General features: G+C 59.6%; 16 protein-coding genes. 9 read left to right on the forward strand and 7 right to left on the reverse strand.

Annotated features, from left to right (window positions below):
* The first annotated feature begins 127 nt into the window (after positions 1–127).
* From uvrD to SLW75_RS18315, 3 genes are all read left to right on the forward strand, one after another.
* Entirely contained in the window at positions 128–2,311 is a 2,184-nt protein-coding gene (gene uvrD, locus SLW75_RS18305) for a DNA helicase II (RefSeq protein ID WP_065988144.1), read from the forward strand.
* 206 nt (positions 2,312–2,517) lie between these two features.
* Positions 2,518–3,372 carry a Tim44 domain-containing protein gene (locus SLW75_RS18310; RefSeq protein WP_192130620.1) on the forward strand — a complete coding sequence of 285 codons (855 nt, stop codon included), beginning with the start codon at positions 2,518–2,520 and terminating at the stop codon, positions 3,370–3,372.
* 127 nt (positions 3,373–3,499) lie between these two features.
* Positions 3,500–3,907: an SMI1/KNR4 family protein gene (locus SLW75_RS18315; protein ID WP_065988140.1), complete on the forward strand. Its 408-nt coding sequence runs from the start codon at positions 3,500–3,502 to the stop codon at positions 3,905–3,907.
* A gap of 60 nt (positions 3,908–3,967) precedes the next feature.
* Here SLW75_RS18315 and SLW75_RS18320 read toward each other — a convergent pair whose 3' ends face one another.
* Positions 3,968–5,722 carry a cation:proton antiporter gene (locus tag SLW75_RS18320; protein ID WP_410935099.1) on the reverse strand — a complete coding sequence of 585 codons (1,755 nt, stop codon included), beginning with the start codon at positions 5,720–5,722 and terminating at the stop codon, positions 3,968–3,970.
* Between the two features lie 310 nt (positions 5,723–6,032).
* Here SLW75_RS18320 and SLW75_RS18325 point away from each other — a divergent pair, with 310 nt between their 5' ends.
* A complete protein-coding gene (locus SLW75_RS18325) occupies positions 6,033–6,518 on the forward strand; it encodes an acyl-CoA thioesterase (protein ID WP_065988133.1) in 486 nt (161 codons plus the stop codon).
* A gap of 19 nt (positions 6,519–6,537) precedes the next feature.
* Here the strand turns inward: SLW75_RS18325 and pdxY are convergent, their stop codons facing one another.
* Positions 6,538–7,404, reverse strand: a complete 867-nt coding sequence (gene pdxY, locus SLW75_RS18330) for a pyridoxal kinase PdxY (RefSeq protein ID WP_296305898.1) — start codon at positions 7,402–7,404, stop codon at positions 6,538–6,540.
* Between the two features lie 134 nt (positions 7,405–7,538).
* On the opposite strand from pdxY, the gene SLW75_RS18335 reads away from it, so the two are divergent.
* Entirely contained in the window at positions 7,539–7,931 is a 393-nt protein-coding gene (locus tag SLW75_RS18335; protein WP_065988125.1) for a DUF3301 domain-containing protein, read from the forward strand.
* A 20-nt stretch (positions 7,932–7,951) separates the two neighbouring features.
* On the opposite strand, the gene SLW75_RS18340 is transcribed toward SLW75_RS18335, so the two are convergent.
* Positions 7,952–8,914, reverse strand: coding sequence for a CobW family GTP-binding protein (locus tag SLW75_RS18340; RefSeq protein ID WP_410935187.1), 963 nt, complete (start codon positions 8,912–8,914; stop codon positions 7,952–7,954).
* 51 nt (positions 8,915–8,965) lie between these two features.
* Here SLW75_RS18340 and SLW75_RS18345 point away from each other — a divergent pair, with 51 nt between their 5' ends.
* On the forward strand, positions 8,966–9,337 hold the full coding sequence (locus SLW75_RS18345; protein ID WP_065988123.1) for an NADH:ubiquinone oxidoreductase: 372 nt from the start codon (positions 8,966–8,968) through the stop codon (positions 9,335–9,337).
* Positions 9,338–9,349: 12 nt separating this feature from the next.
* Here the strand turns inward: SLW75_RS18345 and zigA are convergent, their stop codons facing one another.
* Positions 9,350–10,552 (reverse strand): zinc metallochaperone GTPase ZigA, encoded by a 1,203-nt coding sequence (zigA, locus tag SLW75_RS18350; RefSeq protein WP_369318213.1) that lies wholly within the window; start codon positions 10,550–10,552, stop codon positions 9,350–9,352.
* Positions 10,553–10,639: 87 nt separating this feature from the next.
* Here zigA and SLW75_RS18355 point away from each other — a divergent pair, with 87 nt between their 5' ends.
* Complete coding sequence (locus tag SLW75_RS18355) at positions 10,640–11,029, forward strand: glutamine synthetase (RefSeq protein ID WP_065988119.1); 390 nt, start codon at positions 10,640–10,642, stop codon at positions 11,027–11,029.
* A 107-nt stretch (positions 11,030–11,136) separates the two neighbouring features.
* Here SLW75_RS18355 and SLW75_RS18360 read toward each other — a convergent pair whose 3' ends face one another.
* Positions 11,137–12,375, reverse strand: coding sequence for an N-acetylmuramoyl-L-alanine amidase (locus SLW75_RS18360; RefSeq protein WP_410928326.1), 1,239 nt, complete (start codon positions 12,373–12,375; stop codon positions 11,137–11,139).
* Here SLW75_RS18360 and SLW75_RS18365 point away from each other — a divergent pair.
* A complete protein-coding gene (locus tag SLW75_RS18365; RefSeq protein WP_410935100.1) occupies positions 12,374–12,511 on the forward strand; it encodes a hypothetical protein in 138 nt (45 codons plus the stop codon). The genes SLW75_RS18360 and SLW75_RS18365 overlap by 2 nt on opposite strands.
* A gap of 109 nt (positions 12,512–12,620) precedes the next feature.
* On the opposite strand, the gene SLW75_RS18370 is transcribed toward SLW75_RS18365, so the two are convergent.
* Positions 12,621–13,142: a DUF3617 domain-containing protein gene (locus SLW75_RS18370; RefSeq protein ID WP_065988113.1), complete on the reverse strand. Its 522-nt coding sequence runs from the start codon at positions 13,140–13,142 to the stop codon at positions 12,621–12,623.
* 174 nt (positions 13,143–13,316) lie between these two features.
* Here SLW75_RS18370 and cls point away from each other — a divergent pair, with 174 nt between their 5' ends.
* Positions 13,317–14,756 carry a cardiolipin synthase gene (gene cls, locus SLW75_RS18375; RefSeq protein ID WP_065988111.1) on the forward strand — a complete coding sequence of 480 codons (1,440 nt, stop codon included), beginning with the start codon at positions 13,317–13,319 and terminating at the stop codon, positions 14,754–14,756.
* Between the two features lie 126 nt (positions 14,757–14,882).
* Here the strand turns inward: cls and cfaB are convergent, their stop codons facing one another.
* Positions 14,883–16,067 carry a C17 cyclopropane fatty acid synthase CfaB gene (gene cfaB, locus SLW75_RS18380; protein WP_410935101.1) on the reverse strand — a complete coding sequence of 395 codons (1,185 nt, stop codon included), beginning with the start codon at positions 16,065–16,067 and terminating at the stop codon, positions 14,883–14,885.
* Positions 16,068–16,311 lie beyond the last annotated feature (244 nt).

Genomic DNA, 16,311 nt, shown 5'->3' on the forward strand with positions numbered 1-16,311 from the left:
CACAAGGGACCGTCGAGACCAAACAGTCATCAATTAAAATCTACAGACGGCAAAATGCGACCGACAACATCACGACCGGCCAGCGTTAGGGTTTGCCCATGCCCTCACGGCACCCTAGAATGCCCCGATGCGCGATGACCTCTCCCTTCTGCTTAACTCCCTCAACGATGCCCAACGCCAGGCCGTAGCTGCCTCCGTGGGTCGTCAGTTGGTCCTGGCCGGCGCTGGTTCCGGCAAAACCCGTGTGCTGGTGCACCGTATCGCCTGGTTGATCCAGGTCGAGAACGCCTCGCCGCACTCGATCCTGTCGGTGACGTTCACCAACAAGGCCGCTGCCGAGATGCGCCATCGCATCGAGCAACTGATGGGTATCAACCCGGCCGGCATGTGGGTGGGCACCTTCCACGGCCTGGCGCACCGTCTGCTGCGGGCGCACTGGCAGGAAGCGGGTCTGAACCAGAGCTTCCAGATCCTCGACAGCGATGACCAGCAACGACTGGTCAAGCGCGTCATGCGCGAGCTGAATCTGGATGAGCAGCGCTGGCCGGCACGGCAGGCGCAGTGGTTCATCAACGGGCAGAAGGACGAAGGGCTGCGTCCCAAACATATTCAAGCCTCGGGCGATCTCTTTCTGACGACCATGAAGTCGGTCTACGAGGCCTATGAAGCGGCCTGTCAGCGCGCCGGCGTTATCGACTTCTCCGAGCTGCTGCTTCGCGCGCTGGACCTGTGGCGCGATAACCCGAGCCTGCTTGCGCACTATCAGCGCCGTTTCCGTCACGTGCTGGTGGACGAATTCCAGGACACCAACGCCGTTCAATACGCCTGGTTGCGCCTGCTCGCCCAGGGTGGCGACAGCCTGATGGTGGTCGGCGACGACGACCAGTCCATCTATGGCTGGCGCGGGGCGAAGATCGAGAATATTCATCAGTATTCCGAAGATTTCCCCGACACCGAGACCATTCGCCTGGAGCAGAACTACCGCTCCACCGCGAGCATCCTCAAGGCCGCCAACGGCTTGATCGTCAACAACACAGGGCGTCTGGGCAAAGAGCTGTGGACGGACGTCGGTGATGGCGAGCTGATCAATCTCTATGCCGCGTTCAACGAACACGACGAAGCGCGCTACGTGGTCGAGACCATCGAAAGCGCAATCAAGACCGGTCTGGCGCGCAGCGATATCGCCATTCTGTATCGCTCCAACGCCCAGTCGCGGGTCCTCGAAGAGGCCTTGCTGCGCGAGCGCATCCCGTACCGTATCTACGGCGGCCAGCGATTCTTCGAGCGCGCCGAAATCAAGAACGCCATGGCGTATATGCGTCTGCTGGACGGGCGTGGTAATGATTCGGCGCTGGAGCGGGTCATCAACGTCCCGCCCCGCGGTATTGGCGAGAAAACCGTCGAAGCGATTCGCGAGCATGCGCGCCATGCCGACGTTTCCATGTGGGAAGCCATGCGCCTGCTGGTCGCCAACAAAGGCTTGACCGGTCGTGCAGCGGGCGCGCTGGGCGCGTTCATCGAACTGATCGAAAACCTCGCCGCCAAGGCTGCGGACATGCCGCTGCATCTGATGACCCAAACGGTGATCGAGCAGTCCGGCCTGATCACGTACCACAAGGAAGAGAAAGGCGAGAAAGGCCAGGCCCGGGTGGAAAACCTTGAGGAACTGGTCAGCGCCGCGCGCGCCTTCGAGAACAGCGACGAAGAGGAAGACCTGACGCCACTGGCTGCCTTCCTCGGCCATGCCTCGCTGGAGGCCGGCGATACGCAGGCGGACGAGCACGAAGACAGCATTCAGCTGATGACGCTGCACAGCGCCAAAGGTCTGGAGTTTCCGTACGTGTTCCTGGTGGGAATGGAAGAAGGCCTGTTTCCACACAAGATGAGCCTGGAAGAGCCGGGGCGTCTGGAAGAAGAGCGTCGCCTGGCTTACGTGGGCATCACCCGCGCCATGCAGCATCTGGTGATGACCTACGCAGAAACCCGACGCTTGTACGGAAGCGAAACCTACAACAAGGTCTCGCGCTTCGTCCGGGAGGTGCCGGCCAATCTGATTCAGGAAGTGCGGTTGTCCAACAGCGTGACCCGGCCGTTCGGCGGTTCCAAAACCATGGCCCCGAGCCGCTTGTTCGATGGCGAAGCCATTCCGCAGAGCCAGTTCTCCCTGGGTCAGCACGTCCAGCACGCGGTGTTTGGTGAAGGCGTGATCCTCAACTTCGAGGGTTCAGGCGCTCAGGCACGGGTCCAGGTGAATTTCTCGGAAGGCAGCAAGTGGCTGATGCTGGGGTACGCGAAGCTCGAGCCGGTGTGATCGGCAACTGCCGATGCGTTGATGCTCCACTTGCATTCCCACATCCACCCCCCATCTTTCCTACAGAACTTTCTTCACCTGCCTACAACCCAAGTGGGACAGGCTGGTGAGGATCCACGCAAAAGCCGGAAACATATGGCCGCTGGTCATCCCCATGTGTCCTGTGCAACATGGCGCGCGTGCAATCCACAAACGGGAATTCCCTTATGCAACGTTTTCTTAGCATCGCTCTGGCAATGATTATCGGGCTCACCATGAGCCTCGATGTCAACGCTGCGCGTTTCGGTGGTGGCAAGAGCATGGGCTCGGCGCCAAGTCACCAGGCGCGTCAAACAGCTCCTTCTACTCCTGCCGCAGCACCTAATGCCGCCGGCCGTCCTGCGCCTGCTGCGGGCGGTGCTTCCAAATGGCTGGGCCCATTGGCCGGTCTCGCCGCCGGTGGTCTTCTGGCCTCCATGTTCATGGGCGGTGGCTTCCAGGGCATGCAGTTCTTCGACATTCTGATCATGGCGATCATCGCCTTCGTGATCTTCCGCTTCATCGCGGCGCGTCGACGCAAACAGCAGCCACAGATGGCTCCCGCCGGTGCTCCTTACCAGCGTGAAACCTTCGAACAGCCACAACCGGCCCAGAATTCGATCTTCGGCGGTTCCGCTCCAGCAGCGGCAGCCCGTCCGGTGATCAACGCACCGGCCTGGTTCAACGAAGAACGCTTCATCGAGGCTGCGCGCAGCCACTTCCAGTCGCTGCAACAGCACTGGGACGCGAACGAGATGGACAAAATCTCCGAGTTCGTGACCCCGCAGATGCTGCAGTTCCTGAAGAAGGAACGCGCCGATCTGGGCGACGGTTTCCAGTCCACGTTCATCGACAACCTCAACGTGCAACTTGACGGTCTGGACGATCGTGCCGACAAGACGATTGCCACGCTGACGTTCAATGGTGTGTCGAAAACGTCGCGCTTCGACCAGGGCGAGGTCTTCAGCGAAAGCTGGAACATGGAACGCGCTCAGGGTGACAACCAGCCTTGGCTGGTGGCAGGTATCCGCCAGAACGGCTAATACCGCTGAGCTGCTTCAAATGAACCCCGGACTTGTTCCGGGGTTCTGTTTTTAGAGAAGCCAAGTTAATTTGGCGATGCCTTTGAGCTACTGTATAACCCGCGCAAATCGTTAGAGGATCCACGTCGTGGAAGAAGTCATTGAACAACTCCGTGAAGCCAATGAACCGGTCCCTGTCCCGCTTGAGCTGCCTGATGAAGATCAACTGGTCGAGGTTGAGGAGCAACTGTTCATCAATATCCCCTTCGTCTTCAAAGAGTTCTTGCTGACCGTCAGCGACGTGGTCTACGGCAGCCTTGAGCCCGTCACCGTCACTGACCCGGGCTCGCACACGTACCTGCCGGAAGTGGCGGCGACCGCGTGGGACATCGGCGTGCCGCGCGAGCTGATCCCGATCTGTCAGGACGGCGAGGATTACTACTGCGTTGAAGAAGACGGCACTGTGGTGCTGTGGTCTGGCGAAGAAGAACTGGTCACCGAAGAAAGCTGGGAATCCGTCTGGCACTGGGCGCGCGACGTCTGGCTGGAAAGCTGAGAAGCACAGCCGCCCTCCTCAATCAGCCTTGAGGCACGAACCTCAAGGCTGATTCAGCGCTCATGACTCAGGGTGATTGCCCAAGGTTTCAAGCAACGCGATCTGCATGCGCGTATGCACCCGGATGAACCAGCGCCACAGCACGGCAGCCACCACGGCCGCCACGACCACAATCAGCATCAGCCATTCGCGCGTCGGCAGCATGCTGGATGACAGCAATGCGATCAGCAGAAAAATCACCATCAATGACAGCAGCGGGATCACTTCGGCGATCACCCGACGCACACGCGCGGTGTGCCTGCCCGCCATCTCCGGCTTCACGCTCATCTCTGCCAGCAGCATGGACAGCGCCTTGAGCTTGCGATAAGCCGCGATCAGGAACGGCAGGGAAAGCAGCAAGCACCCACCCCAGATCCAGGCTTTTTGCTGCCCGACATCGCTGACCCAATCGCTGAAATAGACGCCAATACGCTCCGCGAAGAATGCGCCGGTGAAGAAGATGGCGATCACCAAAGCCAGATTGATCCCGACTTGCAAGAGGATCTTGCGGATCATCGCTGCCAGCACGGCGCCTTGCCCCTGCGGCTGAATGCTGCGCAACCACTCTCCGTATAGGCCAAACACCCGCGCCATGCGTGCAGGAACAATAGCGCCCAGTGTGTGGGACAACGGGTCTGCTGCCCGGATGAGGTAAGGCGTCAAGAGCGTCGTTATGGCAGACACCGCCACGGCGACCGGGTAGAGAAAATCGCTGGTAACCTGCAGCGTCATCCCCAGCGCTGCGATGATGAAGGAAAATTCGCCAATCTGTGACAGCCCCATGCCCACCCGCAGCGAGGTCTTGCCATCATTGCCCGCGATAAAAGCACCCAGCCCGCAGGAAATCATCTTGCCCAGCACCACGGCAACGGTGATCACGGCGATGGGCCAGGCGTAATCGAGCAGGATTTTCGGATCGATCATCAAGCCGATTGCGACGAAAAAGATCGCGCTGAACATGTCACGGATGGGCTCGACCAGGTGCTCGATTTTCGCCAGTTGCCTGGATTCAGCCATGATCGCGCCGATGAGAAACGCCCCCAGCACCATGCTGTATTCGAGTTTGACCACCAGCAGGCAAAACCCGAAGCACAAGCCCAGCACCGTGATCAGCAGCATCTCGTCGCTGTCGAATTTCGCCACATAAGCCAGCAATCGCGGCACAACCAGAATGCCGATGACCAGCGCGACTATCATGAACAGCGACAGTTTGCCGACCGTTGAAAATACCTCGCCGGAGCTTACCGTGCCGCTCACGGCGATGCCCGATAACAGCGCGATGATGCCAATGCCGAGGATGTCTTCGACGATGAGCACGCCGAAGATCAGCTGGGCGAAGCGCCGGTTTTTCATCTTTAGGTCGTTGAGCGCTTTGACGATGATGGTGGTGGACGAGATCGCCAGAATGGCACCGAGGAACAGAGAATCCATGGTATTCCAGGCGAAGAACTGGCCGATTTCGTAACCGATCCAGATCATCAGCATGATTTCGAGAAACGCGGCGATAAACGCCGTCGCACCCACCTTGAACAGTTTGCGCAGGCTGAATTCCAGGCCAAGACAAAACATCAGAAAGATTACGCCGAGTTCGGCGAGGGTCTTGATGGTGTCTTCGTCGTGGATGAGGCCAAAAGGCGGGGTGTGCGGGCCGATGATAAAGCCGGCGACAATGTAGCCGAGTACGACGGGTTGCTTGAGCCGATGAAACACCACCGTTACGACGCCAGCGACGAGCATGATCACAGCCAGGTCTTGAATGAAACTGATGGCATGCATGGGCGCTGCTCCTGCTGGCAATCGGTGAAATATGCGTATCTGCCTGAAAGAGGGACGACTGCTGTACGAAAACTCGCCAACGAGGTCCGATTATTCTGACTGAGACGCAGGATTTACCCCATCCAAGGGCTTCCGCAGGTTAACACCGCACAAAAGCGCGAGAAGCCAGTGCAATATATGGAAACAGATGGGTGCAGGGCGTGACGGCGGAGCGGCCGTTGGCGTCCCGGTATCGATGGTTTTGTAGCCAATCTGCAATTCGAGCACCTGAGCAAGGTGCCTTCTGACCCTTTTAGACCGTGAGCACGCTATGGAACCCGGAAACGCCCAGCTGTCGATGACTGTATTGATGACCCCGGACATGGCCAACTTCTCCGGCAACGTGCACGGCGGGACGCTGCTGAAGTACCTCGATGAAGTGGCTTACGCGTGCGCGAGCCGTTATGCGGGACGCTATGTCGTGACGCTGTCGGTGGATCAGGTGATTTTCCGTGAGCCGATTCACGTCGGCGAGCTGGTCACGTTCCTGGCATCGGTCAACTACACCGGCAATACGTCGATGGAAGTGGGCATCAAGGTGGTGACCGAAAACATCCGCGAACGCTCGGTTCGTCACACCAACAGTTGCTTCTTCACCATGGTGGCGGTGGACGACCAGCGCAAACCTGCCGGCGTACCACCGCTGACGCCGACCAACAGCGAAGACAAGCGCCGTTACGTGCAGGCACAACAACGCCGCCAGATCCGTCAGGAACTGGAGAAGCGTTATCGTGAAATCAAGGATGAGCCCGTTTAAGCCAGCGCCGGGATTCGCTCTACAACCGGACGGCTTCGAACTTGACGCGCGGGTGAGCGATTCGGTCCTGCGCGCGCACCAGCTCCAGCTCGTAGCTGCCGCAGGCCTGGGTTTCCAGCAGCACCTCATGCACTGCTGAGGCCGCGAATTCGAAGGCGCTGCGCAGGTCGTCACCCAGCAGAATCCGGGACAGAAACAGTCCGGACGTCAGGTCGCCCACACCGACCGGCTGCCGAGGGAATGCCAGCAGCGGTCGGCGCAGGTGCCAGGTTTCGTGTTCGGTCACGAGCAGCATCTCAAAGCCGTCTGCAGGTTTCTCCGGATAGGCCAAGTGTTTGACGACCACCGCCTTCGGACCTCGGGCCAGCAACGCCCGCGCCATGGCCACGCAGTCGAGCAACGATTCGGGTTTGCGGCCGGAGAAGCTGTCCAGCTCCAGCTGATTGGGGCACAGAAAGTCGGCGACTGCAGCGGCCTCGTCCAGCAGGAAATCGCTGACCTCTTGGGGCACGATGCAACCCTTCTCCGGGTGCCCCATCACCGGATCACACAGATACAGCGCGCGCGGGTTGGCACGTTTGATCTGCGCAACGGCGCTCAGAATCGCCCGCCCCTGCGCTGCGCTGCCCAGATAACCCGACAGCACCGCGTCGCAATTCCCCAACTCGCCTATCGCGGCAATCCCCTCGACCAGCGCCGGAATCTGCTGCGGCGCCAGGACTTCCCCCGCCCAGTGGCCATACTGGGTGTGGTTGGAGAACTGAACGGTATTCAACGGCCAGACATTGATGCCGATACGCTGCATAGGGAACACGGCTGCGCTGTTGCCGGCGTGACCAAACACGACGTGCGACTGGATGGCGAGTAGATGGGGCGTGCGTTTCATGACAGGTTCCTGAGACCGGGAAGGCACAGTAGTGGCGATGCCGGACGAAGTGAAGCGAAATTAAACTTTCGGGCTATGGCTGTCTGTCACCCGACGCAGTTAAGCTGCAAGTCTTCTGTTGGAGTTCCTTTTCCATGCTGACCCTGGGCAACATTTTCGTCCTCATGCTGCTGGCGACCGCCGGCGCCTGGCTGTGGCACGCCCATGGCCTGCGTGAACGGGCGCTCGAACGCGTCAAACAGCACTGCGCCAAACTCGAGCTCGAACTGCTCGACGGCAACGTCGCGCTGAAGAAAATCGCTTTCAAGCGCGACAATGAGGGCCGCAAGCGCCTGGCTCGGGTGTATAACTTCGAGTTCACCGTCACCGGTGAGCATCGGCATCCCGGCACGATCACCATGTTTGGTGCCCATGCGGCGCAGATCGAACTGGCGCCCTACCCGTTCGAGATCAAAGACCCCAAGCCCACGGCCGAAATTATCCAGCTGAGCCAGTGGCGTCAGGAACACAACAAGTGGAAACAGTGATCCGCTGTGGATAACTCGCTTTAAAGCAGACAGGCCGCCAGTGCTGTCTGCAAAGCGGCCTCGTCCTGGGGCTTCTCGAAGATCAGCTCAAGGCGAGAGTCTCTGCGCCACTCACTCGACGTCCATTCCAGCGAACTCCCGTTTAGCGCATTGCCTGAGATCCACCCCTTCTCGCTGTGGATAATCAGCTTGGCGCGCCGCCAGCCCAAGGGTTGCAGCCAGCCTTGCACCTTTGCCGCATCGAATACCCGCTCAGGGTGCCAGCGCCAGCCAATGCTCCAGCCCTCCGCCTGTTGCTGGCTCAGGCACACCGGCGCCATCGGGTCCGACCACGTTGCGGGGAGTTGCGCCAATGACCGGGGGATGGCCGGATTGTCGGAGCCAGCGTGAGCGTTGACGTCGATGCCGGGCAACGCATTCAGAGACAACGCGCCGTGATCAGTCCAGCGCAGCGGCCGAACAGGCAGTCCATCTGTAATCGCCGTTCGCGTCGACGCGTCCAGTCCATCAGACTTGTTCAACACCAACAGGCCCGCCTGCGCCAGGGCGTCTTGCTGGGTGTCAGGCAGCGTTTTGCCCTGGGCGAGCGCCTGGGCGTCGAGCACCATGACACTGGGCTGGATCGCCAGCACGCCGATCCAGGGCGCTTCATGTAGTTGCTTGATCAACTGAACCGGATGCCCCAGCCCAGAGGGCTCGATGAGCAGGCGGTCCGGTCTGGCCTTGCGCAACAACCGGCCGAGCCCCACCTGAAAAGGCGCGCCGTTGACGCAGCACAGGCAACCGCCAGCCACCTCACCAAGTGCGATACCATCGTCGCCGGTCGTCAGCAGTGCCGCATCCAGGCCTATCTGGCCGAACTCATTGATCAGCACAGCCCAGCGCTCGTGCGCAGGTTTCTGCTCGAGAAGATGCCTGATCAGGCTAGTCTTGCCAGCACCTAAAGGGCCTGCAATGACATGAGTGGGGATGTTCTGCAGCATGTCGGCCATTCTTGAGTTCGCTCCTGAAGTGAGCGCTGACGGAGGTAATTGATGCGAATAATCAGGCTGCCCATGGGGCTGGCGTGGGCGCTGCTGGCGATGACGTCGGCGCAGGTCTGGGCCGAGTCGTGCGTTGTACGCAGCCAAGGCGAGCGAGTGGACGTCAAAGTCTGTCAGGAAAACCTGAACATTCCGCCAGACCTGTTCCATGACGGCTTCTGCAAACCCCAGCTCAAGGATCAGAAAACCGAGGTCACGTATTCGGAACAGTGCCCCTCCGGTTCATTTGGCCAGTGCAGCAACGCGCAGGTGGCCAATATGCCTTATCGGCAGAACATTCACTATTACGGCGTGGCCAGCGACGCGGCGTTTCTCAAACCGTTCTGCGAGCAGCAGAGCAAAGGCATCTGGAAAACGCAGTAAGTCGGACCGGTTTTAGGCCGCGTCGCCATACCAGTCGCCGAACGGATCAGGCATCGAGCGCCAGCACGCGACGCCGGCCGCCATCTCGGCGTCGGTCAGCAAGCATTCATCCAACTCGGCAGCCAGCCGACCGAAGTCGATGTTCTGACCGATGAACACCAGTTCCTGACGGCAATCGCCGGTCTCCGCCTCCCAGCTGCGCATGATCACCTGCGTGCTTTCGTCATCCTGCGGCCACTGCGCTTTGGGCACGAAGCGCCACCAACGACCGGCGAAACCATGACGCATCAAGCCGCCGGCCTGGGACCAACTGCCCGCGTCCTCGTGCTTGCTGGCGAGCCAGAAAAACCCCTTCGAGCGCAGCAGACGGCCGTTTTCCCACGGCGCATTCAGGAAGTCGAAAAAGCGTTGGGGGTGAAAGGGCCGACGCGCCCGATAAGCCGTGGATGCGATGCCATACTCTTCAGTCTCCGGCGCGTGTTCGCCACGCAATTCCTTGAGCCAGCCCGGTGCCTGCGCCGCGCGCTCGAAGTCGAAACGGCCCGTGTCGAGAATCTTGCCGAGGGGCACGGCGCCCATGACCATGGGCAGAATCTCCGCCTGACTGTTGAGGCGACGCAAAATGGCCATCAGTTCCCGGCGATCGGTAGAGCTGATCAGGTCGATCTTGCTGATCAGGATCACGTCGGCGAACTCGACCTGCTCAATCAGCAGATCAGTGATCGCCCGCTCGTCCTCATCGCCCAGGGTCTCGCCACGTGTAGCCAGGCTTTCTGCAGCGTTGAAGTCCTGCAGAAAATTCAGGCCATCGACCACCGTCACCATCGTGTCGAGACGGGCAACATCGGCCAGGCTCCGGCCCTGCTCATCACGGAAGGTAAAGGTCTCCGCCACGGGAAGCGGCTCGGAAATGCCCGTGGACTCGATCAGCAGATAGTCAAAGCGGCCTTCATGGGCCAGCCGGCTGACCTCTTCAAGCAAATCTTCGCGCAGGGTGCAGCAAATGCAGCCGTTGCTCATCTCTACCAGTTTTTCTTCCGCCCGATTGAGGCTGACGTCCCGCTGAACTTCGCTCCCGTCGATGTTGATCTCGCTCATGTCGTTGACGATCACCGCGACGCGCAGGTTTTCGCGGTTGCGCAGAATGTGGTTCAGCAGCGTGCTTTTGCCAGCGCCAAGAAAGCCGGACAGAACGGTAACGGGAAGGCGGTTCATGAAGGTTTCACCAGAGTACGGTTGCGATCGCTTTTTACGTTATATTATAACGATACAAATGCGCTAATCTTTTTTGAAGGCAGCCTCATGACGCGGTGGTTTGGGTTGTTGGCAGGGTGTTCGCTGGTGCTGAGTACGCAGGCGTTCGCCCTGCCACCCTCGCCCAGGCTGGACAAGTCGTTGTGCACGCGCACTGCGACGCTGTTGGCCTGCACCGATGCCGACGACAACACGTACAGCGTGGCGGTGGCAGGGAAGACGATGTTCGTGCGCGGCTTCGAAAGCGTGGGCAAGCGCCGCTGGGCGCAGACCAACAGCCGTTATGGCTCGCTGACGTTTTTTACCGGGCTGGCATCGGACGGCGAGACGTGGGTGGGTTATACCCGGAAAGTGGGGTGGACGACGATCAGTCGGGTGTCCAGTTCAAGCGGGAGCCGGACCAAGATTACCTGCGACCGAGTGATGGGCTGTCGGTGACCCCGATTCCTCGGCGCTCCCACAATGGGTGTTCAGCCAGGTGCATCTGCAGTGGTGTCAAGTTTGATGAGAGCGAACTTGTACATTCTGCCTCATGACGTAGTCCGTCAGACCAACGCCTCATTCGCCTTTTGCGCTTGGCGCCAAGCCACATATGACCCTGCTGGCGGATTGCGCTCGAAGTAGCGCTTCATGCCATCAAACAAACCATCGGCCACGGCCTGCTGATGACGCGCGGTGACGAGGCGCTGACTGTCACGGCTGTTGGAGATGAAGCCGGTCTCGACCAGAATCGATGGGACATCCGGTGATTTCAGCACCGCAAAACCGGCCTGTTCCACGCGCTTCTGGTGCAGCGTCGTGATCCCTTCCAGGCTGCCCAGTACGGTGTGACCCAGATCCAGACTCGCGGCGATCGTGGCGTTCATCGACATGTCGAGAATCACACCGGCCAGCATCGGATCCTTGTCTTTCAGGTTCAACAGGCTGGTCGCGCCGATCAGGTCGGCGCCGTTTTCACGCTGGGCCATGAAGCGCGCTGTCGCGGAGGTCGCGCCGTTCTCCGACAAGGCAAACACCGACGCGCCGGAAGCCGTCAAACGAGGCGCTGCGTCGGCATGGACCGAAATGAACATGTCAGCGTTGTATTTGCGCGCGACGTCCACGCGCTTGCGCAGCGGAACGAAGAAGTCGTCATTGCGAACCAGGCGCACATCAAAACCCTTTTCGCGCTTCAAACGCTTGGCGAGCAACTGCGCGATGGACAGCACGACGTCTTTCTCCCGCTCACCCTTCGAGCCGACGGCGCCAGGGTCTTTGCCGCCGTGGCCTGCGTCGACGACCACCATGATGTCGCGCTTGGAACGGTCCCTTCCCGCGGACTGAGCGAGAGGCTCCTTCGCCAACGGTGCGGCTGCAGCCAACTGCACCGGCGGACGGGCAAGTACGTCATGCCCCAGATCAAGAACCAGCCGGTTGCCTTGCGCGCCATCGGGACCCAGCAGGAAGCTGTTGATCTGCACGGGGGATGTCAGGTCGAGCACGATGCGCGTATCGCTCTGACCGAAGTGGCCGGAACGAATGGACTTGATCGGCGTGTTTTCCAGCGCCAGCTGACTGAAGTTGCCCTCAAGCCGCGCGCCGCTGACATCAATGATGATCCGCTCGGGCGCGCTGAGCGTGAAGGTCTTGTACTGCACCGGGCCACTCAGGTCGAACACCAGACGCAGCTTGCTATCGGAACGCCACAGTCGAGCGTTTCGGATCTGCGTCGCGTTGACTGAGAATGGAAGCGCAAAGGCGGCGCTGGCCAAAAGCATGTTGAGCAGCATTTGACGTCGGTGCATGGCACGTTCCGATGGCGTTGAGCATCCCGGCTCAGAGATGGATGGCGATAGTTACAATATAACAGCCGGGCTATCGGACGAAGATGAAGCTTTTTATAAGATCGGCGGGGTTTTAGTGAGCCTCATCAACGCCTAAGGCGGAAAAGCTCATGTGAAACAACACCATGTTCCACGTGGAACACGACCCGCTGTCTGCACCAACAAAAACGCCCTGACAATTCAGGGCGCTTATGGAACGTTGTGAATCAGGTTCTCGGTTTTACCGTTCCGCATTGCTGGCCCAGCCAAACAGCTCGGGTGTCCATGCTGCCGTTCTGCTGCTGCCCTGTAGCGTTGAAGGAGCCAATGACGTGGGTATTGAACTCACGGTCACTCAGGAACTGTGCAGTGCCGGTGCCTTGAGCGCGAGGGCAGCTGAACTTGAATTTCCAGGTAGCGCCGGTACGTTCGGTGATCTGCTGGGTGCAGCCCGACTTCGGATCGGTCAGCGGGATCTGCTCATTCTTGACCTGCTCTTGGGTCAGGCAAATACGTACGCCCTTACCACCCAGAGTAACGCCTTGTTTTTCCAGCATTTGCTCCATGGCCGCGCGCTGCTGCGGCGCCATCATTTGCAGCTGGGACAGCATCACCTGCAGGTCCGGCATCTGCTGACCGTCGACCTGCATGTTGCTAGAACTCAACTCCCACAGCCCCGGCTGCAACACCTGCGCCTGGGCGAAGGGGGCAGTCAGACAAACCATCAACGCCAGTACGCGCTTTTTCATGAATCGGGTTCCTTTATTACTCTTGGGCATCTTGATGCGGCCTGCTTGCAAGCCACTGAACGATGACGGTTAGACGGCAGATCGGGTAGCCAGTTGCACCCGCAATAAAATAGCGACAATCCTGGTGCAGTGTGGTCTGTTAGACACCAATAAGCTTCTAGCACAAGGTTGCGCATGGATTACCACAGCCCGTATTTCTTTGGCTATTTGCTGGGTTTCACTCACCTGCTGGGCATTGTCGCAGCAATCCACGCCTTACTCACCGTACGTACTGCTCAGGGCTCTATTGCCTGGGCGATGCCCCTCATTTTCATCCCTTATGTCGCCCTCCTCCCGTACCTTGTTTTCGGGCGGAGTACGTTCGATGCCTACATCAAAGCACGGCGTCAGGCGAACACCGAGATGCGCACAGCGATCGCCGACTTCAACTGGAAGCCATGGATTGAAGAGGCGGTGGCCGCGCGGCGCTCGGACGCTTATCGCTCGCTGCGCGCGATGCCAAAACTGGGCCGCATGCCGTGTCTGGCGAATAACGAAGTGAAGCTGTTGATCAACGGGGATGAAACATTCGGTGCGATTTTCGAGGCCATCAAAAGCGCCCGGGAAGTGGTGTTCGTGCAGTTTTTCATCATCCATGACGATGATCTCGGTCGCCGACTGCAAGGGCTGTTGCTGGAAAAAGCCGCTGAAGGCGTAGCGATTCATGTGCTCTACGACCGCATCGGCAGCCATGCGTTACCGGCGCGCTACATCGACAAACTGCGTGCCGGTGGCGTTCAGATCAAGGCCTTTGCCACACGGGGCGGCTGGCTGACGCGCTTCCAGATCAACTTCCGTAACCACCGCAAGATCGTCGTGGTGGATGGCATCAAAGGCTTCGTTGGCGGGCACAACGTGGGCGATGAGTACCTCGGCCTCAAGCCGCCGCTGGCGCCATGGCGCGACACTCACGTTAGCGTTGTCGGACCTGTCGTGGCGTGCTTGCAGGAATCGTTCGCCGAGGACTGGTTCTGGGCGACTCGTGAAATCCCCCCGCTGATCCTGCCCGACAGCTACCCGGAAGACGGCGTACTGTGCCAGTTACTTGCCAGCGGCCCGGCCGATGCGCAGGAAACCTGCTCGCTGTTCTTCGTCGAAGCCATTCATGCGGCGACCGAACGGGTTTGGATCACCACACCCTATTTCATTCCCGACGAAGCAGTGTCGGCGGCGCTGAGATTGGCGGTCCTGCGCGGCGTGGATGTGCGCCTGCTGCTGCCGTCGCGTCCTGATCACTACACGGTCTATGCCGCCTCCAGCTTGTTTGCGTTTGAAGCCGTCCGCGCAGGCGTTCGCATCTTTCGCTACAAACCCGGCTTCCTGCACCAGAAGGTGGTGCTGGTGGATAACGCGATCTCGGCGATCGGCAGCGCCAACCTGGACAATCGTTCGTTCCGGCTCAACTTCGAACTCATGCTCTTGACCGTGGATGAGGATTTCGCACGCGAGGTCGAAACCATGTTGATCGACGACTTCGCCCTCTCCCACGAAATCTCCAGTGAAGAGAGCAAAGAGACCCATCACCTTCAGCAGTTGGGAATGCGCGTTGCCAGGCTGATTTCGCCGATTCTGTAGATGTGATTGAGCAGTACGCCAAGTGTGGGAGTGAGCTTGCTCACGAAGACGGTATTTCAACCGCCGATGATTCGATGGATGTACCGACGTCTTCGCGAGCAAGCTCGCTCCCACAAGTTTTAGCAATTACGCGTAGATATCGTCCCTGGTCAGCGGCAAATTATGGCTGCCATCCGCATGCGGCTTGACCGCCAGAATCTGGTGCAGATTGATCCAGCCCTTGGAAAACGCATACGCACAACCAGCCAGGTACAACCGGAAGATCCTCAGTGCCTGCTCCGGCACCATCGTAGCGGCGAGGTCGAGCTTCTCCTCCAGACGGGCGCTCCAGTGCTCCAGCGTCCTGGCGTAGTGCAGGCGCAGGCTTTCCACATCGACCACCTCCAGCCCGGCCTCGCTGATGAATCCGGTGATCATCGACAGGTGCGGCAGCTCACCATTGGGAAACACATAGCGATCAATAAAATCTCCTGCGCCGCGCCCGACAGGTCGCCCGTCGGTGTGCTTGGCGGTGATGCCGTGGTTCATCACCAGACCGCCCTCCTTCACCGCACCGAACAAACACTTTGCGTACAGCTCAAGATTGGCGTGGCCGACATGCTCGAACATGCCAACGCTGACGACCTTGTCGAAGCGGCCGTCCCTGGGCAGATCCCGGTAGTCGAGCAGCTGCAGTTCGACACGGTCCTGCAGACCGTCCGCGCGCACCCGCTCCTGGGCAAGCGCCAGTTGCTCACGGCTTAACGTGATGCCGAACACCCGGACGCCGTACTCACTCGCGGCAAAGCGGGAAAGCCCTCCCCAGCCACAACCCACGTCGAGAAGGTACTCCCCCGGTTTGAGGCGCAGCTTGCGGCACAGGTGATGAAACTTGTTCTGTTGCGCCTGATCGAGCGTCTCGTTGCCGGACTTGAAGTAGGCGCAGGAGTAGACCATCTCCCGGTCCAGCCACAAGCGGTAGAAGTCGTTGGAGAGGTCGTAGTGGTAGGAAATCGACGCGGCGTCGGTGGCCTTGTCGTGCTCGGTGCGCACCGGGAGATTGTCATCGCCCTCGTCTACCAGCGCTTTGGTCAGCTCGTCGCACACCCGGACCACTTCGCTGATTGACCCTTCCAGCTCAAGCCGGCCTTCAACGAAGGCGCTGCCCAGAAGGCCCAGACTCGGGTGGGTGAAATCGGAAACGAGGGACGGGTCTTTAACCACGATCGTGACGCGGGGATCATTTCCCAAGTCGAGCTCGTTGCCGTCCCAGAGCTTGAGACGCAGCGGCAAATGAAGGTTCTGTAACGCCGGTGGAAGTTGCGCGAGCATATGAAATCCCCCTGATCCAGCTACATGGAAAAGGGTAGTCCATAACCGGCTCCAGATCAGGAGCCGTCAGGCGATCGGCTTGTTTGAACGACGACGAATCTACAACGGGTACAACCTCGTGCCCCAGAATTCGAGCCAATGTGACGCCTGCAAATGGAGCACCCCGAACAAGACTGAACTTAATTTGTAACAGAGTTCTTCAAAGCTCAAGCGAATTTTAATACTTAGGGGAGCCCTCTAACCC

The sequence above is a fragment of the Pseudomonas sp. W5-01 genome (assembly GCF_046540435.1).
GTDB lineage: Bacteria > Pseudomonadota > Gammaproteobacteria > Pseudomonadales > Pseudomonadaceae > Aquipseudomonas > Aquipseudomonas graminis_B.

Bases quoted from the DNA above. Each gene is read 5' to 3' on its own strand.
- pdxY (WP_296305898.1), bottom strand. From the start codon at position 7,404: ATGAAACGCACGCCCCATCTACTCGCCATCCAGTCGCACGTCGTGTTT.
- SLW75_RS18360 (WP_410928326.1), bottom strand. From the start codon at position 12,375: ATGCACCGACGTCAAATGCTGCTCAACATGCTTTTGGCCAGCGCCGCC.
- SLW75_RS18340 (WP_410935187.1), bottom strand. From the start codon at position 8,914: ATGCTGCAGAACATCCCCACTCATGTCATTGCAGGCCCTTTAGGTGCT.
- SLW75_RS18345 (WP_065988123.1), top strand. From the start codon at position 8,966: ATGCGAATAATCAGGCTGCCCATGGGGCTGGCGTGGGCGCTGCTGGCG.
- cfaB (WP_410935101.1), bottom strand. From the start codon at position 16,067: ATGCTCGCGCAACTTCCACCGGCGTTACAGAACCTTCATTTGCCGCTG.
- SLW75_RS18310 (WP_192130620.1), top strand. From the start codon at position 2,518: ATGCAACGTTTTCTTAGCATCGCTCTGGCAATGATTATCGGGCTCACC.
- uvrD (WP_065988144.1), top strand. From the start codon at position 128: ATGCGCGATGACCTCTCCCTTCTGCTTAACTCCCTCAACGATGCCCAA.
- SLW75_RS18355 (WP_065988119.1), top strand. From the start codon at position 10,640: ATGACGCGGTGGTTTGGGTTGTTGGCAGGGTGTTCGCTGGTGCTGAGT.
- SLW75_RS18365 (WP_410935100.1), top strand. From the start codon at position 12,374: ATGGCACGTTCCGATGGCGTTGAGCATCCCGGCTCAGAGATGGATGGC.
- SLW75_RS18335 (WP_065988125.1), top strand. From the start codon at position 7,539: ATGCTGACCCTGGGCAACATTTTCGTCCTCATGCTGCTGGCGACCGCC.
- zigA (WP_369318213.1), bottom strand. From the start codon at position 10,552: ATGAACCGCCTTCCCGTTACCGTTCTGTCCGGCTTTCTTGGCGCTGGC.
- SLW75_RS18370 (WP_065988113.1), bottom strand. From the start codon at position 13,142: ATGAAAAAGCGCGTACTGGCGTTGATGGTTTGTCTGACTGCCCCCTTC.
- SLW75_RS18320 (WP_410935099.1), bottom strand. From the start codon at position 5,722: ATGCATGCCATCAGTTTCATTCAAGACCTGGCTGTGATCATGCTCGTC.
- cls (WP_065988111.1), top strand. From the start codon at position 13,317: ATGGATTACCACAGCCCGTATTTCTTTGGCTATTTGCTGGGTTTCACT.
- SLW75_RS18325 (WP_065988133.1), top strand. From the start codon at position 6,033: ATGGAACCCGGAAACGCCCAGCTGTCGATGACTGTATTGATGACCCCG.